This window comes from Streptomyces sp. NPDC001135 (assembly GCF_053598395.1).
Window position 1 is genome coordinate 115,260 of record NZ_JBSFKD010000020.1, and the last position, 22,832, is coordinate 138,091.

22 protein-coding genes and 1 pseudogene are annotated in these 22,832 nt (G+C 72.2%); 14 read left to right on the plus strand and 9 right to left on the minus strand.

From position 1 onward, the window contains the following. Positions 1 to 22: 22 nt before the first annotated feature. The 5 genes and pseudogenes from ACWC94_RS24060 to ACWC94_RS24080 form a co-directional block, all read left to right on the plus strand. Positions 23 to 391 (plus strand): annotated as a pseudogene (locus ACWC94_RS24060) (MFS transporter); the annotation flags it as partial. Positions 392 to 495: 104 nt separating this feature from the next. Continuing rightward, complete coding sequence (locus ACWC94_RS24065; RefSeq protein WP_450798963.1) at positions 496 to 1,185, plus strand: hypothetical protein; 690 nt, start codon at positions 496 to 498, stop codon at positions 1,183 to 1,185. After that, complete coding sequence (locus ACWC94_RS24070; RefSeq protein ID WP_450799015.1) at positions 1,172 to 1,858, plus strand: class F sortase; 687 nt, start codon at positions 1,172 to 1,174, stop codon at positions 1,856 to 1,858. The genes ACWC94_RS24065 and ACWC94_RS24070 overlap by 14 nt, the downstream gene beginning before the upstream one ends. Before the next feature lie 173 nt (positions 1,859 to 2,031). Further along, positions 2,032 to 3,420: an aldehyde dehydrogenase family protein gene (locus tag ACWC94_RS24075; protein ID WP_450798964.1), complete on the plus strand. Its 1,389-nt coding sequence runs from the start codon at positions 2,032 to 2,034 to the stop codon at positions 3,418 to 3,420. A 15-nt stretch (positions 3,421 to 3,435) separates the two neighbouring features. After that, on the plus strand, positions 3,436 to 4,518 hold the full coding sequence (locus ACWC94_RS24080; protein WP_450798965.1) for a Zn-dependent alcohol dehydrogenase: 1,083 nt from the start codon (positions 3,436 to 3,438) through the stop codon (positions 4,516 to 4,518). Between the two features lie 35 nt (positions 4,519 to 4,553). On the opposite strand, the gene ACWC94_RS24085 is transcribed toward ACWC94_RS24080, so the two are convergent. From ACWC94_RS24085 to ACWC94_RS24095, 3 genes are all read right to left on the minus strand, one after another. Further along, positions 4,554 to 5,492, minus strand: a complete 939-nt coding sequence (locus ACWC94_RS24085) for a DMT family transporter (RefSeq protein ID WP_450798966.1) — start codon at positions 5,490 to 5,492, stop codon at positions 4,554 to 4,556. Between the two features lie 145 nt (positions 5,493 to 5,637). After that, positions 5,638 to 6,351, minus strand: coding sequence for an ArsR/SmtB family transcription factor (locus tag ACWC94_RS24090; RefSeq protein WP_450798967.1), 714 nt, complete (start codon positions 6,349 to 6,351; stop codon positions 5,638 to 5,640). Between the two features lie 46 nt (positions 6,352 to 6,397). Further along, positions 6,398 to 7,039, minus strand: coding sequence for a TetR/AcrR family transcriptional regulator (locus tag ACWC94_RS24095; RefSeq protein WP_450798968.1), 642 nt, complete (start codon positions 7,037 to 7,039; stop codon positions 6,398 to 6,400). A gap of 102 nt (positions 7,040 to 7,141) precedes the next feature. On the opposite strand from ACWC94_RS24095, the gene ACWC94_RS24100 reads away from it, so the two are divergent. The 3 genes from ACWC94_RS24100 (at position 7,142) to ACWC94_RS24110 (ending at position 9,354) form a co-directional block, all read left to right on the plus strand. Next, on the plus strand, positions 7,142 to 8,293 hold the full coding sequence (locus tag ACWC94_RS24100; protein ID WP_450799016.1) for an acyl-CoA dehydrogenase family protein: 1,152 nt from the start codon (positions 7,142 to 7,144) through the stop codon (positions 8,291 to 8,293). A 76-nt stretch (positions 8,294 to 8,369) separates the two neighbouring features. Next, entirely contained in the window at positions 8,370 to 8,657 is a 288-nt protein-coding gene (locus tag ACWC94_RS24105; RefSeq protein ID WP_450798969.1) for a YiaA/YiaB family inner membrane protein, read from the plus strand. Between the two features lie 73 nt (positions 8,658 to 8,730). Beyond that, the gene (locus tag ACWC94_RS24110) at positions 8,731 to 9,354 is read left to right on the plus strand and encodes a TetR/AcrR family transcriptional regulator (RefSeq protein ID WP_450798970.1); all 624 of its coding nucleotides are present in this window, start codon (positions 8,731 to 8,733) and stop codon (positions 9,352 to 9,354) included. 17 nt (positions 9,355 to 9,371) lie between these two features. Here ACWC94_RS24110 and ACWC94_RS24115 read toward each other — a convergent pair whose 3' ends face one another. Next, positions 9,372 to 9,833, minus strand: a complete 462-nt coding sequence (locus ACWC94_RS24115; protein ID WP_450798971.1) for a MaoC family dehydratase — start codon at positions 9,831 to 9,833, stop codon at positions 9,372 to 9,374. Between the two features lie 105 nt (positions 9,834 to 9,938). Between ACWC94_RS24115 and soxR the strand changes: the two genes are divergently transcribed. Further along, positions 9,939 to 10,397, plus strand: a complete 459-nt coding sequence (gene soxR, locus ACWC94_RS24120; RefSeq protein WP_450798972.1) for a redox-sensitive transcriptional activator SoxR — start codon at positions 9,939 to 9,941, stop codon at positions 10,395 to 10,397. Between the two features lie 143 nt (positions 10,398 to 10,540). Here the strand turns inward: soxR and ACWC94_RS24125 are convergent, their stop codons facing one another. Next, complete coding sequence (locus tag ACWC94_RS24125) at positions 10,541 to 11,608, minus strand: RNA ligase (ATP) (RefSeq protein WP_450798973.1); 1,068 nt, start codon at positions 11,606 to 11,608, stop codon at positions 10,541 to 10,543. 147 nt (positions 11,609 to 11,755) lie between these two features. On the opposite strand from ACWC94_RS24125, the gene ACWC94_RS24130 reads away from it, so the two are divergent. Next, entirely contained in the window at positions 11,756 to 12,490 is a 735-nt protein-coding gene (locus tag ACWC94_RS24130) for a hypothetical protein (RefSeq protein WP_450798974.1), read from the plus strand. On the opposite strand, the gene ACWC94_RS24135 is transcribed toward ACWC94_RS24130, so the two are convergent. After that, positions 12,436 to 13,161 carry a 3-keto-5-aminohexanoate cleavage protein gene (locus ACWC94_RS24135; protein ID WP_450798975.1) on the minus strand — a complete coding sequence of 242 codons (726 nt, stop codon included), beginning with the start codon at positions 13,159 to 13,161 and terminating at the stop codon, positions 12,436 to 12,438. The genes ACWC94_RS24130 and ACWC94_RS24135 overlap by 55 nt on opposite strands. Positions 13,162 to 13,399: 238 nt before the next feature. Next, positions 13,400 to 14,002 (minus strand): hypothetical protein, encoded by a 603-nt coding sequence (locus ACWC94_RS24140; protein ID WP_450798976.1) that lies wholly within the window; start codon positions 14,000 to 14,002, stop codon positions 13,400 to 13,402. 210 nt (positions 14,003 to 14,212) lie between these two features. On the opposite strand from ACWC94_RS24140, the gene ACWC94_RS24145 reads away from it, so the two are divergent. After that, positions 14,213 to 16,999: a penicillin acylase family protein gene (locus tag ACWC94_RS24145; RefSeq protein WP_450798977.1), complete on the plus strand. Its 2,787-nt coding sequence runs from the start codon at positions 14,213 to 14,215 to the stop codon at positions 16,997 to 16,999. A 22-nt stretch (positions 17,000 to 17,021) separates the two neighbouring features. Here ACWC94_RS24145 and ACWC94_RS24150 read toward each other — a convergent pair whose 3' ends face one another. Continuing rightward, a complete protein-coding gene (locus tag ACWC94_RS24150; RefSeq protein WP_450798978.1) occupies positions 17,022 to 18,320 on the minus strand; it encodes a serine-threonine protein kinase in 1,299 nt (432 codons plus the stop codon). Between the two features lie 83 nt (positions 18,321 to 18,403). Then, positions 18,404 to 19,624, minus strand: coding sequence for an exo-beta-N-acetylmuramidase NamZ family protein (locus tag ACWC94_RS24155; protein WP_450798979.1), 1,221 nt, complete (start codon positions 19,622 to 19,624; stop codon positions 18,404 to 18,406). Positions 19,625 to 19,728: 104 nt separating this feature from the next. Here ACWC94_RS24155 and ACWC94_RS24160 point away from each other — a divergent pair, with 104 nt between their 5' ends. Genes ACWC94_RS24160 through ACWC94_RS24170 form a run of 3 tightly spaced genes read left to right on the plus strand, consistent with a single transcriptional unit; the run spans position 19,729 to position 22,798 of the window. Further along, positions 19,729 to 20,502 (plus strand): SDR family oxidoreductase, encoded by a 774-nt coding sequence (locus tag ACWC94_RS24160; RefSeq protein ID WP_450798980.1) that lies wholly within the window; start codon positions 19,729 to 19,731, stop codon positions 20,500 to 20,502. Beyond that, a complete protein-coding gene (locus ACWC94_RS24165; protein WP_450798981.1) occupies positions 20,499 to 22,178 on the plus strand; it encodes a class I adenylate-forming enzyme family protein in 1,680 nt (559 codons plus the stop codon). Before ACWC94_RS24160 ends, ACWC94_RS24165 begins: the two co-directional genes overlap by 4 nt. A 26-nt stretch (positions 22,179 to 22,204) precedes the next feature. Then, positions 22,205 to 22,798: a TetR/AcrR family transcriptional regulator gene (locus tag ACWC94_RS24170; protein WP_450798982.1), complete on the plus strand. Its 594-nt coding sequence runs from the start codon at positions 22,205 to 22,207 to the stop codon at positions 22,796 to 22,798. Positions 22,799 to 22,832: the final 34 nt, after the last annotated feature.

A 22,832-nucleotide genomic window follows, 5' to 3' on the forward strand; every position in this document is an offset into this window, starting at 1 on the left:
CCGCTTGCGCTCGCGGCGGCCGGTGTGCGCCGGGGTGGCTCCTCCGGTGCCGGTGTGGGCCCTGGGCGCGATGCTCACGGTCCTCGGTTTCTGCCTGGGCGTGGGCCAGTCGCTGTCGATGACGACGGTGGTGCGGGCGGCACCCGAGGAGGCCCGCCCCACGGCGCTCGCGCTCCGGCCGACCGGCAACCGGCTCGGCCAGGTGGCCGCCCCGGCCGCCGCGGGCCTGGTCGCGTCTGGCCGGGGTGGCGGCGCCGTTCGTGCTGCTGGGCGGGTTGCTGTTGCTGTCCTCGGGCGTGGCACCGCGGTCGCCGGGGCGGCCCGAAGAGCCCGGGGAGCGGCGCGGGAGCGGCCGAAACGCTCGGTGTTGCGCCGCACGAGCGATATCTGACGGCGCGCCGGGCGTCGCTGCCCGGGAGGGCGGTGCGTATGACGGAGAGTTCAGACGAAAGAGCGATTTGTATGAAAATCGTCTGAACTCGCGGAGGATTGCGCATGCCCAGCCTGACACTCCCACGTGCCGTCGGCTCCCGCGCGGGCGCCACAATCGTCCTCACCGCCCTCGCCGTGGCGGGCGCGTCCTGGGTAGCGGCGCCGAACGCGGTGGCCCAGGGGGCGAACGGCGACATCAGGGTGCACCGCGAGGGCGTGCCCTACGGGGTCTCGAAGGACGACCCGGTGGTCTGCCGGTTCTACCTCGACGCCGTCAACTTCGACATCCTGCCCAACATCGCCTACATCATCCAGGCGCAGCCCCCGCTGCCCTCGGCGTCCACCGTCACCGGCATCATCCAGCTCGCCGAGGGCGCCGGGCACACCGACCCGATCGGCCTGACCGACGGGCAGTACCGGCTCACCTGGGTCGCGGCGGGCGCCGTCAAGGAGAAGCTCTTCCGTGTCAACTGCCACGACGAGCACAACGACCCGGCGCACGGTCCGAACGGGCAGATCGAGGACCACCAGGACCACCAGGACCACCAGGACCACCAGCAGGACGGTCCCGGCTGGGGCCAGGGCGGCGACCACGACCCGCCCAAGGGCGGTGTGCACGCGGGCGGCGGCGGTCTCATCGACACGGCCGCGGGATACTCGCCGCTGGCCGCCGCGGCGGCCGTGGGCCTGGTCGCGGTCAGTGGTGTCGCGTATGTCCGGCTGGTCCGCCGGCGGCCCGATGGTGCCGCGTAGGCGCAGACGCAGGCCCTGGTACCGGACCCGGGCCTACCGCCTCGCCAGGACGGCCCTGCTGGTGACCGTCCTGGTGACGGCGTGGAACCGCTGGTGGGGCGGGCACGCCGGGCCTGGCCGGGCGGACGACCCGGACGCGGTGGCGGCCGCCGGCCCAGGAGGCGCGAGCGGGGAGGAATCCTGCAGGCCCCCTTCCGGGCCCCCGCCCCGGCCGCTGCCCCGGTCCCGGCCGACGTCCTTCCGCATCCCCTCCCTGGGCGTCGACGCCCCGGTCACCGGCCTCCGGCTCGACAGCGAACGGCAGTTGGAGACTCCGCCGGTGGACAGGCCCAAGCTGGTCGGCTGGTACGAGGGCGGCCCCACACCGGGCGAGCCCGGCACCGCGATCGCCGTCGGCCACCGGGACACCATGACCGGCCCGGCCGTCTTCGCCGCGCTCGCCCAGGTCAAACCCTGCAAGCTCATCGAGGTCAAGCGCGCCGACGGCCGTACCGCCGTCTACACCGTGGACCGGATGAAGGTCTTCGACAAGGCGGGCTTCCCGGACAAGGAGGTCTACGGCCCGGCCGGGCGACCGGAACTGCGCGTGCTGACCTGCGGCGGCCTCTACAGCCGGCGGACCGGCTACACCAGCAACGTGGTGGTCTTCGCCCACCTGAGCGCGGCCAAGTGACGCGCCCGGCCGTCGAGTGACCGACGGGCCGCGACCGGGTGACCGACGGGCCGCCCGGCCCGGTGTGTGAGCGCCGGCCGCCCCGGCGATGATGTCCTGGTACGTCTGGCGCCGAAAAACTAACGCCGCTAGTTTGAGTCCCGGACGACGCGGACCCGCCGGGAGGAAGCAGCATGAAGGCACACGACGGCCTGTACATCGACGGCGCCTGGCGCCCCGCCGAGGCCACGGACGTCATCGAGGTCGTGAATCCGGCCGACGAGCAGGTCGTCGCCCGGGTCCCGGCGGGCGGTCCCCTGGACGTCGACACCGCCGTCCGCGCGGCCCGCGCCGCCCTTCCCGCCTGGGCGGCCACGCCCCCGGCCGAGCGCGCCGCACGCCTGACCGCCCTCCGGGACGTCCTCGTGGCCCGCAAGGACGAGATCGCCGAGACCGTCACCGAAGAGCTGGGCTCCCCGCCGCAGTTCTCCCGGGCCGTGCACGCGGCCGTGCCGATCGCGGTCGCCGGCTCCTACGCCGAACTGGCCGCCGGCCACTCCTTCGAGGAGAAGGTCGGCAACTCCACCGTCCTGCACGAGCCGATCGGTGTGGTCGGCGCGATCACCCCCTGGAACTACCCCCTCCACCAGATCGTCGCCAAGGTCGCCCCGGCACTCGCCGCGGGCTGCACGGTCGTCCTCAAGCCCGCCGAGGACACCCCGCTCACCGCCCAGCTGTTCGCCGAGGCGGTGCACGAGGCGGGCGTGCCGGCCGGAGTGTTCAACCTGGTCACCGGCCTCGGCCCGGTGGCGGGCCAGGCCCTCGCCGAGCACCCGGGCGTGGACCTGGTCTCCTTCACCGGCTCCACGGCGGTCGGCAGGCGGATCGGCGCGGTGGCGGGCGCGGCCGTCAAGAAGGTGGCCCTCGAGCTCGGCGGCAAGTCCGCCAGCGTCATCCTGCCGAGCGCCGACCTCGCCAAGGCGGTGAACGTCGGGGTCGCCAACGTGATGTCCAACTCCGGCCAGACGTGCAGCGCCTGGACCCGCATGCTGGTCCACCGCGACCAGTACGACGAGGCCGTCGAGCTGGCCGCGACGGCCGCCGCCAAGTACGGCGAGCGCATCGGACCCGTGGTGAGCGCCAAGCAGCAGGAGAGGGTGCGCGGCTACATCGACAAGGGCATCGCCGAGGGTGCCCGCCTGGTCACCGGCGGCCCCGAATCCCCGCGCGAGGTGGGCTACTTCATCACTCCGACCGTCTTCGCCGACGTGACGCCCGAGATGACGATCGCCCAGGAGGAGATCTTCGGCCCGGTCCTGTCCATCCTCCGCTACGAGGACGAGGAGGACGCCCTGCGCATCGCCAACGGCACGGTGTACGGCCTCGCGGGCGCCGTCTGGGCCGGTGACGAGGCCGAGGCGGTGGCCTTCGCCCGCCGTATGGACACCGGCCAGGTCGACATCAACGGTGGCCGGTTCAACCCCCTCGCCCCCTTCGGCGGCTACAAGCAGTCCGGGGTCGGCCGGGAACTCGGCGTGCACGGGCTCGCCGAGTACCTCCAGACCAAGTCCCTCCAGTTCTAAGGAAGTACGCGAGTCATGGCCGTACGAGCCGCCGTCCTGCCCGCCGTCGGAGCCCCGCTGGAGATCACCGGTATCGACCTGCCCGACCCGGGCCCCGGGCAGGTCCGGGTCCGCCTCGCCGCCGCTGGTGTCTGCCACTCCGATCTGTCCCTGTCCGACGGCACCATGCGCGTACCGGTCCCGGCCGTCCTCGGCCACGAGGGCGCCGGCACGGTCGTGGCCGTCGGCAAAGGCGTCACGCACGTCGCCGAAGGCGACCCGGTCGTCCTCAACTGGGCTCCGTCCTGCGGGAGTTGCCACGCATGCTCGCTCGGCGAGGTCTGGCTGTGCGCGAACGCCCTCAACGGCGCCGCCGAGGTCTACGCCCGCACCACCGACGGCACCGACCTGCACCCCGGCCTCAACGTGGCCGCGTTCGCCGAGGAGACGGTCGTCTCCGCGTCCTGCGCGCTGCCCCTGCCGCAGGGGGTGCCGCTGGTGGACGCCGCCCTCCTCGGCTGCGCCGTCCTCACCGGCTACGGCGCCGTCCACCACTCGGCGAAGGTCCGCCCGGGTGAGACGGTGGCCGTCTTCGGCGCGGGCGGAGTCGGCCTCGCCACCCTCCAGTCGGCCCGCGTCGCGGGTGCGTCCAGGATCGTCGCGGTCGACGTCTCCCCGGCGAAGGAGGAGCTGGCCCGCGCGGCCGGTGCCACCGACTTCGTCCTCGCCTCCGAGAACACCCCCCGTGAGATCCGCGCCCTCACCGGCAAGCAGGGCGTCGACGTCTCGGTCGAGTGCGTGGGCCGCGCGGTGTCGATCCGCGCGGCCTGGGACTCCACCCGCCGGGGTGGCCGTACGACGGTCGTCGGCATCGGCGGCAAGGACCAGGAGGTCACGTTCAACGCGCTGGAGATCTTCCACTGGGGCCGCACCCTGTCCGGCTGCGTCTACGGCAACACCGACCCCGCCCGCGACATCCCGGTGCTCGCCGAGCACGTGCGGGAGGGCCGCCTGGACCTCTCCGCGCTGGTGACGGAGCGGATCGCCCTGGAGGGCATCCCGGCGGCCTTCGAGAACATGCTCGCGGGCAAGGGCGGCCGGGCGCTGGTGGTGTTCTGACGCCGGCCGTCCGAAGCCGGGGGGCTTCCGGCGCCTCAGGTGACCTTCTCGGGTCGCGGCTTCTCACCGGCCGCGACCCGGACCGTCCGGCCGCCGCGTGCCCGGGACCGGGACACCGCCACGCCCGCGAGACACAGCACACCGCCGGCCAGCGTGAGCACCCCCGGTACCTCGCCGAGCAGCACCCACGACATCAGCACCACCAGCGCGGGCACGGCGTAGGTCGTCGCGCCCATCCGGCTCGCGGTGGTGCGGGCGAGGGCGTAGGCCCAGGTCGTGAAGGCGAGCGCGGTCGGAAAGACGCCCAGGTAGACCATGTTCAGGGTGGCCGGCACGGAGGCGTGGGCGACCTCGTGCGCCAACTGCCCGGCGAACGGCACACAGCCCACTGTGCCGACCAGGCACCCGAAGGTCGTCACCTGCAGGGCACTCGCGTGCCCCACGGCCGGCTTCTGCGCGACGACGCCGGCGGCGTACGCCACCGCGGCGAGCAGACACAGCACCACACCGAGCACGGAGGACCCGCCCCCGCCCGACATCGACAGGCCCACGGTCACCGCGCCCGCGAACGACACGGCCATCCCGGCCAGCAGCCGCGGTGGCATCGGGTCACCGAGCAGGCGGGCGCCGAGCAGGGCGATCAGCAGCGGGCCGACGTTCACGACGAGGGCCGCGGTGCCGGCGTCCACCTGCTGTTCGCCCCAGTTCAGGACGACCATGTAGAACCCGAACCACAGCACCCCGGACAGCAGGATCCCGCGCCAGGCGGCCCTGGGCGGCAGTCCTTCCCGGCGTATGGCCCAGATGACTCCCAGGGCGAGGGTGCCCGACGCGAGCCGGCCCAGGGCCAGCGCGCCGGGGGAGTACTCCTGCCCCGCACTGCGGATCGCCACGAAGGCCGACGCCCACAGGACGACGCTGACGACGGCTGCGCCGGCGGGCAACAGGTGGTGGCGAGGGGTGGCGTTCATCATGCTCCCGAGACTAGGTGGAGAGGCCGGTAACGGCTGGCGGACATCGGACGGGGGCCCCGAAGGGGGGGGCGCGGGGACGGCGCGAGCAACCAGAACGGACCCGCGCGCGGCACACGACGGAACCCCCCGTCCCCGTGGCCGGACCTCACCGCAGCGAACCCGGCGCGATACCCAACAGCGCCGCGAGCTCCCGCTCCCCGGACGGAGTCACCTTCACGGCCCGCGCCGAACCGATCCGCACACACCACCCCGCGTCCAGCGCATGCCGGCACAGCGCGGCCCCCGCCGCCCCCGCGAGGTGCGGACGCCGCTCGGTCCAGTCGAGGCACGCACGGGCCAGCGGACGTCTGCTCGGGACATCGAGCGCCATACCCGCCGCGGCGAACCACTCCACCCCCGCGTCCGTGAGCGCGAACCCCGTGTCCTGCCGCAGCAGCCCCCGCCGGGTCAGGGCCTCCGTGACCGCGATCCCGAGCCGCCCGGCGAGATGGTCGTAACAGGTACGGCCCCGTGCCATCGCGGCCCCGGCGCTCGACTCGCGCAGGGAACGTGGCCGCACGGCCGCCGCGGGCACCCGCACCTGTGCGGCGAGATCCTCGACGAGCCCCGCCACGCGCGCGTCGGCCAGCCGGACGTACCGGTGCCGCCCCTGCCGTTCCTGCGCGAGGAGGCCGCCCGCCACCAGCTTGCCCAGATGCTCGCTCAGCGTCGACGCGGCGACCCCGGCATGCCGGGCCAGTTCACCGGCGGTCCAGGCCCGCCCGTCGAGCAGCGCGAGCAGACACGCGGCGCGGGTCTCGTCGGCGACCAGGGCCGCCAGCGAGGCGAGGCCGGCCGCCAGGGGGTCCGTGGTGGTCATGCGGCCAGCATGCGGCACCGACACTTCGGTGCCCACCGAATTGTTCTCACACGCTCTGGCGCACCTGCTCGTACTGCTGCGCCAGCCCGTCCAGCAGCGCCGTCAGCCCCGTCTCGAAGGCCCGCTCGTCGATCTTCTCCTGCTGTTCGGCGAGCAGGTGGGCCTGGCCGAGGTGGGGATAGTCGGCGGGGTCGTACGCGCTCGCGTCGTCCACGAAGCCCCCGGCGAAGGAGCCGAGCGCGGAGCCCATGATGAAGTACCGCATCAGCGCGCCGATGGAGGTCGCCTGGGCCGGCGGCCAGCCCGCGTCGACCATCGCGCCGTACGCGGCGTCGGCCAGTCGCAGTGCGGCCGGCCGCCGTCCCGGCCCCCTGGCCAGCACCGGGACGATGTTCGGGTGGTCGCGCAGGGCGGCCCGGTAGGAGACGGCCCAGTCGTGCAGCGCGGTCCGCCACTCGCGGCCGTCCTCGAACATCGACAGGTCCACCAGGCCGCTCACCGAGTCGGCGACCGCTTCAAGGATCTCGTCCTTGGTGCGGAAGTGGTTGTAGAGCGAGGGGCCGCTCACCCCCAGCTCGGCGGCGAGCCGGCGGGTGGAGACGGCCGCCAGTCCCTCCCGGTCCACGAGTTCCCGGGCCGTCTCGACGATCCGGTCGGTGCTGAGGAGGGGCTTGCGCGGTCGGGCCATGGCGCACATAGTAGGGCTGGAACTGGAAACTAGCAGTGCTAATTTAAATGTACGGTTTTCAAGATCCATCGTCGGATCCGGTCTGTGTGGGGTGATCGCGTGGTGAACCTGGAGCTGAGCGAGGAGCAGGCCGCCGTACGGCAGCTCGCCCGGGACTTCGTGGAGCGCGAGATCACCCCCCGTGTGATCACCTGGGACCGCGCCGAGGAGGTCGACCGGGGCATCGTGAAGAAGCTCGGCGAGGTCGGTTTCCTCGGGCTGACCGTCGACGAGGAGTACGGCGGCTCCGGCGGCGACCACCTCGCGTACTGCCTGGTGACGGAGGAACTCGGGCGCGGGGACTCGTCCGTGCGCGGCGTCGTCTCCGTCTCCCTCGGTCTCGTCGCCAAGACCGTCGCCGCCTGGGGGGACGAGGAGCAGAAGCGGCGCTGGCTGCCGGGACTGACCGCGGGCGAGTACGTGGGCTGCTTCGGCCTCACCGAGCCCGGCACCGGCTCCGACGCGGGCAACCTCACCACCCGGGCCGTACGCGACGGCGGCGACTACGTCATCAACGGCACCAAGATGTTCATCACGAACGGCACATGGGCGGACGTCGTCCTGCTCTTCGCGCGTTCCACCGACGCCCCCGGCCACAAGGGGGTGTCCGCCTTCCTCGTGCCCACCGACACCCCCGGCCTGACCCGCCGCACCGTCCACGGCAAGCTCGGCCTGCGCGGCCAGGCCACCGCCGAACTCGTGCTGGAGGACGTCCGGGTGCCGGCCTCGGCGCTGCTGGGGGAGGAGGGCAGGGGCTTCGCGGTGGCCATGTCCGCGCTGGCCAAGGGGCGGATGTCGGTGGCCGCGGGCTGCGTCGGCATCGCCCAGGCGGCCCTGGACGCGGCCGTGCGGTACGCCGGTGAGCGCGAGCAGTTCGGCAAGCCGATCGCCCGTCACCAGCTGGTGCAGGAGCTGATCAGCGACATCGCCGTCGACGTGGACGCCGCCCGGCTGCTCACCTGGCGGGTCGCCGACCTGATCGACCGCGGGCAGCCGTTCGCCGTCGAGTCCTCCAAGGCCAAGCTGTTCGCCTCCGAGGCGGCCGTCCGTGCCGCCAACAACGCCCTGCAGGTCTTCGGCGGCTACGGCTACATCGATGAGTACCCGGCCGGCAAGCTCCTGCGTGACGCCCGCGTGATGACCCTCTACGAGGGCACCAGCCAGATCCAGAAGCTGCTCATAGGGCGTTCCCTGACCGGGGTTTCGGCGTTCTGAGGACGTGTCCGGCTGAGTACGCGTCTGAGTACGCCGGCGGATGTGGCGCGGGCCACATCCGCCGATGCTCTCTGTCATGAGTGACACACCGGTCAAGCAGCAGAGCACGGCGGCCTTCTACGGCCAGGCCGTCGCCTCGTTCGCGGTCGCCATGGCGGCCACCGCCATCGGCATCTTCCGGCTGAACGCCGACGCCTGGGTGCGGGCCTTCCTGGCCATCGCCGTCCTCTACCTCGTCACCTCCGCCTTCACTCTCGCCAAGGTCGTCCGTGACCGCCAGGAGGCAGGGCAGATCGTCAGCCGTGTCGACCAGGCACGCCTGGAGAAGCTGCTGGCCGAACACGACCCCTTCGACAAGCTCTGAGCGCCCGCACTAAGCGCCCGCTCACCGTCGGCGGTATGGTGGTCCTCCTGTCACCGAGAGGGGCGAGCGAACGATGAGTACGGCGGAGGAGACGACCGGCGGCGAAGTGGAGCCGTGGGAAGAGGTCACCCCTGACGCGGCCCGGCGGCTGCTCGTCGCCGCCGTGGAGGCCTTCGCCGAGCGCGGCTACCACGCGACGACGACCCGCGACATCGCGGGCCGCGCCGGCATGAGCCCGGCCGCGCTGTACATCCACTACAAGACCAAGGAAGAGCTGCTCCACCGGATCAGCCGGATCGGCCACGACAAGGCCCTCGACATCCTGCGCACGGCTTCGCGGCGGGAGGGCACCGCGGCCGAGCGGCTGGCCGACGCGGTCAGCTCCTTCGTCCGCTGGCACGCGGGCCGGCGCACCACCGCGCGGGTCGTGCAGTACGAACTCGACGCGCTCGGCCCCGAGGCCCGCGCCGAGATCGTCGCGCTGCGCCGCCAGGTCGACGCCGAGGTGCGCGGGATCGTCGAGGACGGCGTGGCCTCGGGCGAGTTCGACGTGCTGGACGTCCAGGGCACCACGCTCGCCGTGCTGTCGCTGTGCATCGACGTGGCCCGCTGGTTCACCGTGAACGGCCCGCGCACCCCGGAGGAGGTCGGCGCGCTCTACGCCGACCTGGTCCTGCGGATGGTGGGCGCGAAGTAGCAGCCCGTCCGTCCTGCCTACACGTAGTACCGGGACACCGACTCCGCGACGCACACCGGCTTGTCGCCGCCCTCGCGCTCCACGGTGAAGGCGATGGCCACCTGGACACCACCGGTGACGTCCTCGACGCCGGTGATCTTCGCGGTGGCGCGCAGCCGGGAGCCGACGGGGACGGGGGAGGGGAAGCGGACCTTGTTCGTGCCGTAGTTCACGCCCATCTTCGCGCCCTCGACCCGGATCAGCTGCGGGCCGAAGAGCGGGAGCAGCGAGAGGGTCAGGTAGCCGTGCGCGATGGTGGTCCCGAACGGCCCCGCGGCGGCCTTCTCCGGATCCACGTGGATCCACTGGTGGTCACCGGTGGCCTCGGCGAACAGGTCGATGCGCTTCTGGTCGACCTCCAGCCAGTCGGTGTACCCCAGTTGCTCGCCGACGGCGGCCCGCAGCTCGTCGGGGGAGGTGAAGGTCCTTGGTTCTGTCATGTTCCCGGCCTCTCGCTCGCATCTCTAAGCGACTGCTTAGCATGCTCGGGTGCGGGGCGCCTGTCAACGGACCGCGAGCGGTGCCGGGCCGCTAGGCTCTGAGGAGTGCCGCAGATTCCCGAGAAGATCCATGAACTGACCGTCGGCCAGTTGTCCGCGCGCAGCGGCGCCGCTGTCTCCGCGTTGCACTTCTACGAGTCCAAGGGCCTGATCAGCAGCCGCCGCACATCCGGCAACCAGCGCCGCTACCACCGTGACACCCTGCGCCGGGTCGCCTTCGTCCGCGCGGCGCAACGGGTCGGCATCCCGCTGGCCACGATCCGGGACGCCCTGGCGGAGCTTCCCGAGGAACGGACGCCGACCCGGGAGGACTGGGCGCGGCTGTCGGAGAAGTGGCGCTCGGAGCTCGACGAACGCATCAAGCAGCTGAACCGTCTGCGCGACCACCTGACCGACTGCATCGGCTGCGGATGCCTGTCCCTGGAGAACTGCGTCCTGTCCAACCCGGACGACGTGTTCGGTGAACGCCTCACCGGTTCCCGGCTGCTGGCCGAAGGGCGTTGAGCCCGGCCGGGTGGTGAAGTCGCCCGCCTCGGCGGGTTGCACGGCGGCCGACTCCACCGGCACCGACCTCGGCCAGAGCTCGGCCGCCGGCCGTCGGCCGCCCTTCAGCCGGGCATAGCCGCCCTTCAGCCGGGCGGGCCGCCCTACTCGTACTCGGTGCCGCCCTTGCGCGTCAGGTACGCCGGGCTCACCGCCTTGGCGATCGCCCGGCCCCCCGTCACCGCGCTGTACCGCTCCGTGGAGGGCCGTATCACCACCCCCTCCCGCAGATGCAGCCCCCGCCCGGACACCGTCTCCCGGCCGCTCGCGAACTCCCGTACCCGGTCGATGTCGTACGGCCCCGTGTACAGCTCGGGCACCACCGGCAGCTCGCCCCCCAGCCACTGCGCCGCGTCCAGCCACCGCACGGCACCGTCCACCTCCGCCGAGACGTCGAAGGCCGCGTACCCGAGCGTGTCCCGCCGCCCGTCCGCGCCGTAGGAGAGGTCCTGCACCCCCGCGCCGTACACCTCGCCGAAGATCCCGACGCGTCGCGCGCCCAGCCGCTCGCACAGCCGCGCCGCCACCTCGGCGACCCCGTGCCCGCGCACCGCCCGCCAGTAGAGGTTGCGCGGATCCTCCTTCAGGGCGAGGGACTTGGCGCCGAAGCCCTTGGAGGACACGTACACCCGTCCCTCGTCGGCGGCATACGTCAGCAGGCACGCCGAACCGTGCAGTTTCTCCGTCAGGACGACCGGCTCGCCCGGTGTGAAGATGTCCGGGTAGCGCTGGACGTTCTCGATGTCGACCCAGGGCAGCAGGTCCGGTGCCGACTCCACCTCGCCGTTCATGGTCGGCGGGATCGGCGGCACCCACTTGGTGATGCCCAGCCGCTCCGCGAAGTCCGTTCCCTCGGACGCCGCCCGCTTCAGGTCGATGTCCGCCAGCGCCTTCGGCCGGCACACGATGCCCTGCGACAGTTCGCCGCGCAGCCGCACCGCCTTGACCCGGTTGGCCTCGCCGCCCGCGAGCCGTCCGGTCAGGCCCAGCTCCTCGATCAGCCCGGGCGGGAGTACGGACTGCTCGGGGATGTAGACGGCGGCCTCACCGGTGCGGTACGCACCCTTGGCGACGACGGCCCGGTACAGGCCGACCTGGGCGAGCTCGAGCGCGTCGGCGTTCGGGTGCTCGTGGACGGTCAGCACTTCGGCGGTGACCCGCAGGGTGGACATGGGACTCCCCGTGTCATCGGTTGGGTTTCATCGGCTCCACTGTGCGGACGGGAACACGGTGGAGCGAGCGGATTTGGTGCTGGTAAGGTCACCCCCTTCGGCCGGTGGCGACACCGCGCGCGGAGTACCGAACGGGGCCGAAGTCCCATGCCCACGACCGAACTCGCCGCCGCCCTCGCGGACATCGACACCGTCTTCAACGGCTTCGCCGGCCCCCACGAGACCGGTTGTGCGCACTGCTTCCTCCCGGAGGAGACGGCCTGGCTGCGCACCCCGTACACACGCGTGCCCGCGGATCTGCTGCGCCGGTTCGTCTTCAAGGACCCCCTGCACTTCGAGGACCACGCCGCGGTGATGCGGCGCCTGCTTCCCCAGACGGCCCGGGCCATGGCGGACGGGAGCCTGGAGGACATCGGCTGGGGCTTCCACGGCCTCGGCCGGGTGGACTGGCGGGCCTGGCCGGCCGAACAGGCCTCGGCCGTCGACAGGTTCGTCCACGCCTGGTGGGACGACGTCCGTACGACGCCCGAGCCGCCGTATCCGGTCCACGACGTGTTCGAGACGTGCGCCATGATCGTCGGAACCATCAGCCCGCTGCTCGACCGCTGGACCCCGCACCCCGTGGCCGACGCCCACCTCGTGTCCTGTGCCGGCGAGTGGCTGTACCGCCTGGTCGTCGACGACTGGCCGTTCTCCTGGTGGTACCACGACGACCAGCCGTCCGTCGTCGCCGAACTGCAGTCCTGGCTCGCCCGGCACGCCCCCGGCCGGTTGCGCGCCCGGGGCGAGACGGATCTGGCGGTCCGCGCCCGGCTTGTCGGCCTGCCCTACGACGAGCGCTGGAACGATCCGTACTGGACCAACCCTTCCGCCACCAACTGAGCGGGGGATGCGGCGGGCCGGCCGTCCGGGAGCAGCAGTGTGTCCTCCAGGCCGATACGGGTCGCAAGGCCCAGTCGCCCGGCCAGCCGCAGCACCGGCCAGGTGCCGCCCTCCGCGCCGTGCAGCAGGACCGGACGGCCGTGCGCCGGGCCGAGTTCCGCCAACAGGGCCCGCGCCGATGCCTCGGCCGTGGCCGGGTCCGGGTCGGTCACCTCGGCCAGCACCCGCAGCACCCCCGGCCCGAGCGGCGAGGAGGCGAACCGGGCCGCCCCCTGCGTGCCGGACCAGATGCCCGCCTCGACCCCCACCCCCATGCCGAGCAGCTGCTCGGCGACCGCTTCGGCGCCCGCCTCATGCCAGTTGACCGAGGCGAAGTCCGGCAGCACGGACCAGCTGCGCACCCGGGCGAGCCGTGCCATCGGGTCGGGCTCGGCCCAGGCGCCGGTCGTCACCCCGACCGGTACCGGCACCCGCGCCCGGATCGCCTCCAAGGCCGGCGCGAGGACCCGCGGGGAGAGGCTGTCGTGCCCGCACGGTGTCTTCGGGTGGACGTGGACCGAGGTGGCCCCGGCCGTGACGGCTTCCGCCGCGGAACGGGCCAGGTCTTCGGGGACCATGGGCACGGCGACGCCGTCCGCCGGGGACCGGCGGCCGTTCAGGCATACCTGCATGGCGTTCCCCCGGAAATGCGGCTGCGCCCTCGCGCCACGCCGGGCCGTAGGGCGTCCGCCTCGTCGTGACCGGTCGCTCCCCCCGGGTTCTCGGCTCCGCTCGACCCCGCGGGGACCCCGTCGCGGTGCCCACGCGGCGGCGCCGTACACCGCTGCGGCCCCGCCCCTTCGGGGGCGCCCGCAGGGGGGCGGCATCCCCCTGCGCACCCCCCGGATCGGCCCCCCGTTGCACCATCGCTCAGGCCGACATCAGCAGCCGCCCCCGCCTTGCGCACTCCAGTGCCTGCGGGGTGAGAACCGGTCGCGGCACGAGGATGCCGCAGTCCGTGCAGACCGGGCCGGACGACGGCTCGTGGTCCAGGCCGTACCGCCAGACCAGGCGGTCGGCGCCGCACACCGGGCAGCCCGCGCCCGGTTCCCGCTCCAGGGCGGCGATCAGTCGGCGCAGCACCTCCGCCAGCGGTTCGGCGGGGTGGATCCGCGGGTCGTCGCACCAGGCGACCCCGAAACCGCCCCAGGTCAGCCGGTGCCAGTCGTCCACGCTGCCCGGCCTGCGCAGCCCGTCGTGCTTCTCCTTCCTGCGCCGCTCGGTGAACTCGGTCTCGTAGGCGAGCCAGACACAGCGGGCCTCCTCCAGTTCCTCCAGTGCGGCCACGAGCCGCGCCGGGTCGGGGGAGCGGTCCTCGGGGCCGAAGCCCGCCCGGGAGCACAGATGGTCCCAGGTCGCCCGATGCCCGTAAGGGGCGAACTTCTCAAGGCACTTGCGCAGCGAGTACCGCCGCAGTGCCAGATCGCAGCCCGGATCGCGTACCTGTCTCGCCAGACTCCGGAAACCGGCCATCGCCCTGCACCTCCGTCACACCTGCACCTGTACTTCGGTCACTTCGGCGTCGTCGCACGGACGTCGCCGAATAGACGTATCGACAGGCGATTCGGCTCCATCTCTTCTCGTGATCCTGCTTGCGCACTCCGGAAAGTGACGCATGCTCATCTTTAAACCTGGGGATACCGGCGGTAACCTTCGGCCACCCCTGTCGCTAGGAGCCGCCACATGCCACGGCGAACCCCACGTACCGCCCTTGACAGACTGAGAACGTCCCGCCGCTTCACCGGGTTCCTGAAGTCCGCGTCGATATGCGTGCTCGTCGCCGGACTTCTCTCCCCCCTCACCCAGACGCCGGCCACCGCCGACGCCACCGCCTCGAACGACTACTGCGGCGGCCAGTGCTCGGACATCCTGCCGCCCGGCGAGAACGGCAACGCGACCCTCGCGCAGATCCTGCTCAACCAGGCCTTCGGCACCCAGCCGTCGCACGCGGAGGACCAGCTCGGCCCGTACGCGAACCTCGCGACCGGCTACCCGCGCCTGACCGACGCCACGATCAACAACTTCTTCAACGACTCCTCCTTCGGCGTCCCGTCCGACCAGGTCGCCTCCACCGAGAAGCCGGGCGGGCGCGGCGACGTGACCATCGTCCGGGACAAGAAGGCCGGTGTGCCGCACATCACCGGCACCACCCGGTACGGCACCGAGTACGGCGCCGGTTACGCGGCGGCCGAGGACCGGCTGTGGCTGATGGACGTCTTCCGGCACGTCGGCCGCGGCCAGCTGACCTCCTTCGCCGGCGGTGCCGCCGCCAACCAGGGCCTGGAGCAGGAGTTCTACCGCAACGCGCCCTACAGCGAGGCCGACCTGCAGGCGCAGATCGACAACGCCGTCACGAAGAACGGCGCCCGCGGCCAGCAGGCCCTCGCCGACGTCAAGGCCTATCTCGACGGCATCAACGCCTACATCGACGCCTCCGACAGCGGACGCTACTTCCCCGGCGAGTACGACCTGACCGGCCACAAGGACCCGATCACCAACGCCGGCACCATCGAGCACTTCAAGGTCACCGACCTCGTGGCGCTGGCCTCCGTGATCGGTTCGCTGTTCGGCGCCGGGGGAGGCGGCGAGGTCAACAACGCCCTCTCGCTGATCGCCGCCCAGTCCAAGTACGGCGTCGAGGAGGGCACCAAGGTCTGGGAGTCCTTCCGTGAACGCAACGACCCCGAGGCCGTCCTGACCGTCCACGACGGCGAGAGCTTCCCGTACGCCGCCGAGCCCGCCGACGCCAAGGGCGAGGCCCTGCCCGACGCCGGCTCGGTCACCCAGGAGCCCCTGGTCTACGACCGTACGGGCAGCGCGGCCACCACCACCGCCAAGAGCACCTCGGCCACCGCCGCGAAGACCACGCTCAGCTCGGCCAGGCGGGGTATGTCCAACGCGCTCGTGGTCAGCGGCAAGTACACCGCCAGCGGCCACCCGATCGCCGTCTTCGGACCGCAGACCGGCTACTTCGCCCCGCAGCTGCTCATGCTGCAGGAGATCCAGGGGCCGGGCATCAGCGCGCGCGGCGCCTCCTTCGCCGGCCTGGGCATGTACGTCGAACTCGGCCGCGGCCAGGACTACTCCTGGAGCGCGACCACCTCGGGCCAGGACATCATCGACACCTACGCCGTCGAACTGTGCCAGGACGACTACCACTACCTGTACCACGGCACCTGTACGGCCATGGACCGGATCGAGCAGAAGAACTCCTGGTCACCGACCATGGCCGACAGCACGCCGGCGGGGTCGTACACGATGCGGGTCTGGCGGACGAAGTACGGCCCGGTGGAGTACCGCGCGACCGTCGGCGGCAAGAAGGTCGCCTACACCTCGCTGCGCTCCTCCTACCTGCACGAGGCCGATTCGATCATCGGCTTCCAGATGCTGAACGACCCCGGCTACGTCAAGGGACCGAAGGACTTCCAGAGCGCGGCCCAGCACATCAACTACACCTTCAACTGGTTCTACGCCGACTCCCGGCACACCGCGTACTACAACAGCGGCGACAACCCGGTCCGCGCCGACGGGGTCGCCGCAGACTTCCCGGTCTGGGCGCAGCCCGCGTACGAGTGGCGCACCTGGGACCCGGCGACCAACACGGCCGACTACACCCCGGCCTCCGCCCACCCCGGCTCCGTCGACCAGGACTACTACGTCTCCTGGAACAACAAGCAGGCCAAGGACTACGCGGCGGCCGGCTGGGCCGACGGCTCCGTGCACCGCGGCAACCTGCTCGACGACCGGGTGAAGAAGCTGGTCGCGGCCGGCGGGGTGACCCGCGCCGAACTGGTGCAGGCCATGGCGGACGCGGCCCTCGCCGACCTGCGCGCCGAGGACGTGCTGCCCAAGCTGCTCAAGGTGATCGACTCCTCGCCGGTGACCGACTCCACGGCCGCCGACGCGGTGAGCAAGCTGCAGGCGTGGGTCACCGCGGGCGCCAAGCGCACGGAGACCTCCGCCGGTTCCAGGACCTACGCCAACGCCGACGCGATCCGCATCCTGGACGCCTGGTGGCCGCTGCTGGTCAAGGCGGAGTTCGAACCGGGCCTCGGCAGTGACCTGTACACCGCCTTCACGGGCAACGCGCCCATCGACGAGACCCCTTCCGCCGGACACGGCCCGACCGGCTCGCACGCCGGGAGCTCCTTCCAGTACGGCTGGTGGAGCTATGTCGACAAGGACATCCGGGCGGTGCTCGGCGAGAACGTGCGGGGCGGGCTCGCCGAGAAGTACTGCGGCGGCGGCAGCCTCGGCGCCTGCCGGGACACCCTGATCGGCACCCTCAAGCAGGCGGCCGGGACGACCGCGGCCCAGGTCTACCCGGGCGACGGCCAGTGCTCGGCCGGCGACCAGTGGTGCGCCGACTCCATCGTCCAGCGCACCCTGGGCGGCATCAAGCACGGCAGGATCAGCTGGCAGAACCGGCCGACGTTCCAGCAGGTGGTGGAGTACACCTCACACAGATAGGCCGACGGCCGTTGGCGGCGGGTCAGGTGACACGGCCCGCCGCCAGCACCAGCCGGGCCAGTTCGGGGTGCAGGATGTCGCTGTGCGCCCCGGTCGGAGGACCCCCGCGCCGGACCACGGCCGCAGCGTCGACGTTCACGCACCCCGACGCCGGCAGCGGCCCGGCGAGGGCCGCCGCGAGATCCAGCCGGACGGTCCCCGGCACCGCCTGCACCCCGTCATGGCCCATCGCGCCCCACCGCGGGCCCAGCACGGCCTCGATCGCGCTGCCCGTGTACGAGCGGTCGTCCCCGGACAGCCGGGAGGCCAGCGGATAGAACGTGCCGAGGGCCGTGTCGAAGTGCGAGTGGCAGCACACCAGGGGGCCGTCGATCCGCCGCTGCCGGTCCTTGAGCGCGCCCGCCCGGTGCGGGTCCTGGGGCAGCCCGTCCGCGAACGCGTAGTGCGAGAAGGCCCCCTGGAGGAGGGTCACGGACTTCACCGCGCGTACGTCGTCGGGCAGCCCGCACAGCGCGAACGACACCAGCCGTGCGCCGAAGCTGTGTCCGGCCAGATGCACCCGTACCCCGGGTGCCGCGTGCGCCAACTGCCCGATCACCGGCCCGAGTCCGTGCTCGCCGATCGTCCCGGCACGCCGCTTCATCGTGTAGTACGCCGCCTGCCGCAGCAGCTCCTTGGCACCGTCCCAGGGGTTCGGGATGCGGAACCCGGCCGGTGCGCCGGGCGACCGGACCGCGGCGAGCGCGTCGGCGAACGCGGCGCAGGCCGTCGCCGGGTCCTCGGTGAACACGGCCGGGTCGCCCTCCTCCCCGGTGTCGGACACCCCGGGCGCCTCCGCGTCCACCAGCAGCCGCACCAGCCGCCCGAACTCCGTCAGCCCCGCGGCGCCGCCCGGCCGTTCGTCCAGCATCCGGGCCAGCTGGTCGATCACGGGTGCGCGGCCCGGGAAGGTCTCCAGCAGTCCGCGCCGGGTGACCTTGTCCAGCGCCGGACCCGGGGCCGTCTCCGCCGCCGCGGCCGCCGGCGACTTCGGGAAGTCCGGGATCGGCTCGTCGCTGAACCGCATCGACGGCCAGATCACGCCCACGTAGCCGAGGCGGGCCCGTGGGGCGAGGGCCGGGACCGGCGCGTAGAAACGGCGGTACAGCGCGGTCGCGGCCGAGCGGTCGTCGTTCCAGCCGTGTGCGAAGACGATCAGGTCACGGACGCCGTGCTCCGTGACCTGCGCCGTCAGACGGTCGCGTTCGGGGCCCTCCACGTCCCCGTCCGTGTCGAAGGTCAGCTCCCAGTAGGGAGTCACGCTCATCCCAGGATCCGCCATGTCAGGCTCCCTCGTCCCCCCTGAAACGATGCGTCGCGGACGTATCGTCCTGCTCCGGGGCAGAGTTGGCCATCCACCGCGCCTCACTTGTACAGGAGATATTCCTTTCGGATCCGCCGGAACGCGGCGAGCTCCTCCTGCCAGGCACCGGTCACCTCGTCGGTGTCCGCCCCCGCGTCGATCATCGTGCGCACCCGCGCGGAACCGGTGAGCTTGTCGATCCAGTTGTCAGCGCGCCACGCGAAGCCGCTCCAGACCTTCCTGACGGTCACCAGCAGTGCGACACCGGTGCGTACGGGGTCGTAGGCGGCCCGGTCGTGGACATGGATCTGCACCCCGCCGACCGTCCTGCCCTGGAACTTGGAGAAGGTGGGCGCGAAGTACGCCTCCCTGAACCGCACCCCGGGCAGCCCGAGCCCGTTCGCGGCCGCGGCCCAGCGGCCGTCGACGCCCTCGGCACCGAGCAGCTCGAAGGGCCTGGTCGTGCCCCGGCCCTCGGAGACGTTGGTGCCCTCGAACATACAGGTGCCGGAGTAGACGAGGGCCGTGTCCGGGGTCGGCATGTTCGGGCTCGGCGGGACCCAGGGCAGTCCGGAGACGTCGTGGAACCAGGTCCGTTTCCAGCCCGCCATCAGGACGGTGTCCAGCGCGACCGGCTTGCTCAGGAACTCACCGTTGAACAGCCGTGCCAGCTCCGCGACGGTCATCCCGTGCGCCTGCGCGATGGGCTGCCGGCCGACGAACGTGGCGAACTCCTTGTGCAGGACCGGGCCTTGGGCGTCCCGGCCGGTGACCGGGTTCGGCCGGTCCAGGACGACGAAGTGTTTGCCGGCGAGCTGGGCCGCCTCCATGCAGTCGTAGAGCGTCCAGATGTACGTGTAGAAGCGCGCCCCGACGTCCTGGATGTCGAAGACGACCGTGTCGACACCGGAGGCGGTGAAGATGTCGGCGAGGGGCTTGCCGCTCTTCAGGTACGTGTCGTAGACCGGCAGTCCTGTCGCCGGGTCGTCGTAGCGGCCCTCGGAGCCGCCGGCCTGCGCGGTGCCCCTGAAGCCGTGTTCGGGGCCGAAGACCGCCGTCAGCCTGACGCGGGGGTCCTGGTGCATCACGTCGACGATGTGGCTGGTGTCCGTGGTGATGCCGGTGGGGTTGGTGACGACACCGACGCGCCGGCCCTGCAGCAGGGAGTAGCCGTCGGCCGCGAGTCTTTCGAAGCCGGTGCGCAGTGCCTCGCGGTGTCCGGGGGTGGCCGGAAGGGCGGCCACCGTTGCCGATGTGAGGAGGTTCCGTCGGGACAGGTCCATGGCTGGAGGTTGGTGCCGTGGCCCTTCCTTCACACATACCGACCGGTTAGTCTGGGCCGATCAGAGCCAATGCGCGCCGCGCGAAGTCGTGTCGAAGGAGACCGATGGTGGAAGCCGTGCAGGATGCGGGAGTGGTCGTCACCGGGGCCGGCGGTGGGATCGGGGCCGCGTTGGCCCGGCGGTTCGCCGCCGAGGGCGCCCGGGTGGTCGTGAACGACCTGGATGGCGAGAGGGCCAAGGCGGTGGCCGAGGAGATCGGCGGGATCGCCGTGCCGGGCGACGCCTCCGTGATCGTCGGCGACGCCCGGGACGCGCTCGGCGGCACCGTCGACGTCTACTGCGCCAACGCCGGTGTCGCCTTCGAGGACGGCGGCCCGGACGGGCCGCTCGACGAGAGGTCCTGGGCGGTCTCCTGGGACGTGAACGTCATGGCGCACGTCCGCGCGGCACACGAGCTGCTGCCCGGGTGGCTGGAGCGGGGCGCCGGACGGTTCGTGTCCACCGTGTCGGCCGCCGGGCTCCTCACCATGATCGGCGCCCCCTCCTACAGCGTCACCAAGCACGGCGCCTACGCCTTCGCCGAATGGCTGTCGCTGACGTACCGCCACCGGGGCCTGAAGGTGCACGCCATCTGTCCGCAGGGGGTGCGGACGGACATGCTGGCCGCGACCGGCAGCGCCGGGGACCTGGTGCTCCACCCGACGGCGATCGAGCCGGAGGCCGTCGCCGACGCCCTGTTCCAGGGCATCGAGGAGGACCGCTTCCTGATCCTGCCCCACCCCGAGGTGGCCGAGTACTACCAGGCGCGGGCCGCCGAGCCGGATCGCTGGCTGGGCGGCATGAACCACCTCCAGCGCAAGTGGGAGGAAGCCCGGTGAGCGTCTCCCGGTACGCGGACCGGCCCTGGCTGGCCCTGCTCGACGACGCCCAGCGCGCTCCGGTCACCCCCGCCGACTCCGTCGTGCACGCCCTGCGGGCCGCCGTCGCCGAGGCGCCCGACCGCACCTTCCTCGCCTACTTCGACGCCCGGCTCAGCTACCGCGAGGTGGACGAGCTGACCGACTCCGTCGCCGCCCACCTCGCCGCGCGCGGGCTGGAGCGCGGCGACCGGGTGGCCGTGCTGCTGCAGAACTCCCCGCACTTCGTGCTCGCCGTCCTCGGCGCCTGGAAGGCCGGCGCGACGGTCGTCCCGGTCAACCCCATGTACAAGTCGGGCGAGGTCGGGCACGTCCTGCGGGACGGTGAGGTGGCCGCGCTGGTCTGCTCCGACCGGGCCTGGGAGTCGTATCTGCGCACCACGGCCGCCGACTCGCCCGTGCGGGTCGTCCTCACCGCCTGCGAGCGGGACTTCCAGACACGCGACGACGCGCGCGTGCTCGGGTTCGAGCGGCTGCCCGGGGCGCCGGACGCCGACGACCTCGTGGCCGTCGCCCGGCAGGGCGGAAAGCCCCCCGAGAACCGCGACCCGCGCCCGGACGACACCGCGCTGATCAGCTACACCTCCGGCACCAGTGGCACCCCCAAGGGCGCCACCAACACGCACGGCAACATCATGCACAACGCCGAACGGCAGCGGACCGGCCTCGCGCTGCCCGAGGCACCCGTCTACTACGCCCTCGCGCCGCTGTTCCACATCACGGGCATGGTGTGCCAGTTCGCCGCCTGCCTGAACAGCGCGGGCACCCTGGTGCTCGCCTACCGCTTCGAGCCCGGACTGGTCCTGGAGGCCTTCGCGGAGCACCGCCCGCACTACACGGTCGGCCCGTCCACCGCCTACATGGCGCTCGCCGCCCACCCGGACGCCACCACGGAGCACTTCTCCTCCTTCGTGAACCTGTCCTCCGGCGGCGCGCCCGTGCCGCCCGCGCTGGTGGAGAGGTTCCGCGAGCGCTTCGGGCCGTACATCCGCGTCGGCTACGGCCTCACCGAGTGCTCCGGCCCGTGTGCCGCCGTCCCGCCCGGCCTGGAGGCGCCCGTGGACCCCGTCTCCGGGACCCTGTCGGTGGGTGTGCCCGGCGCCGACACGCTCGTGCGGATCGTGGACGAGCAGGGCGCCGACGTGCCCTTCGGGGAGCAGGGCGAGATCGTCGTACGCGGCCCCCAGGTCATCCCCGGCTACTGGCGGCGCCCGGACGCCACCGCCGAGACCTTCCCGGACGGCGAGCTGCGCACCGGCGACATCGGCTTCATGGACGCACAGGGCTGGCTGTACGTCGTCGACCGCAAGAAGGACATGATCAACGCGTCCGGCTTCAAGGTGTGGCCCCGTGAGGTCGAGGACGTGCTGTACACCCACCCGGCGGTGCGCGAGGCGGCCGTCGTCGGCGTTCCCGACGGCTATCGTGGCGAGACCGTCAAGGCCTATATCAGCCTGCGTCCGGGCGCCGGCGCGACCCCGGACGAACTCGCGGTGTACTGCAAGGAGAGACTGGCCGCGTACAAATACCCGCGCCAGGTGGAGATCCTGCCCGACCTGCCCAAGACGGCGAGTGGGAAGATCCTCCGTCGGGAACTGCGTTCCCGCGCGCACCACAACAGCAACGCCGGTCAGTAGGCGACGAGGAAAGGCAGGTGGCGGCAGTGCCCAGGACGACGGACGGAGACGGGACGCCCGTACCGCAGCGGTTGCTGGCCGCCGCCACCCGGCTCTTCGCCGAGCAGGGGTACGACCGCACCTCCGTGCAGGAGATCGTGGAGGCGGCCGGCGTCACCAAGGGGGCGCTGTACCACTACTTCGGCTCCAAGGACGACCTCCTGCACGAGGTGTACGCGCGCGTGCTGCGCATCCAGCAGGAGCGGCTCGACCACTTCGCCGGCATGGACGCGCCGGTGGAGGAACGGCTCAGAGGTGCCGCGGCGGACGTGGTCGTCACGACGATCGAGAACCTCGACGACGCGATGATCTTCTTCCGGTCCATGCACCACCTGAGCCCGGAGAAGAACAAGCAGGTCCGCGCGGAGCGCCGGCGCTACCACGAACGGTTCCGCGCGCTGATCGAGGAGGGCCAGAAGGCGGGCGTCTTCTCCACGGCGACGCCGGCCGACCTGGTGGTGGACTACCACTTCGGCTCCGTCCACCACCTGTCCACCTGGTACCGCCCCGACGGCCCCCTGACCCCCCAGCAGGTCGCCGACCACCTCGCCGACCTGCTGCTGCGGGCACTGCGGCCCTAGGGCAGCAGAACGAAGGGCACGAGCAAGGGGCGGC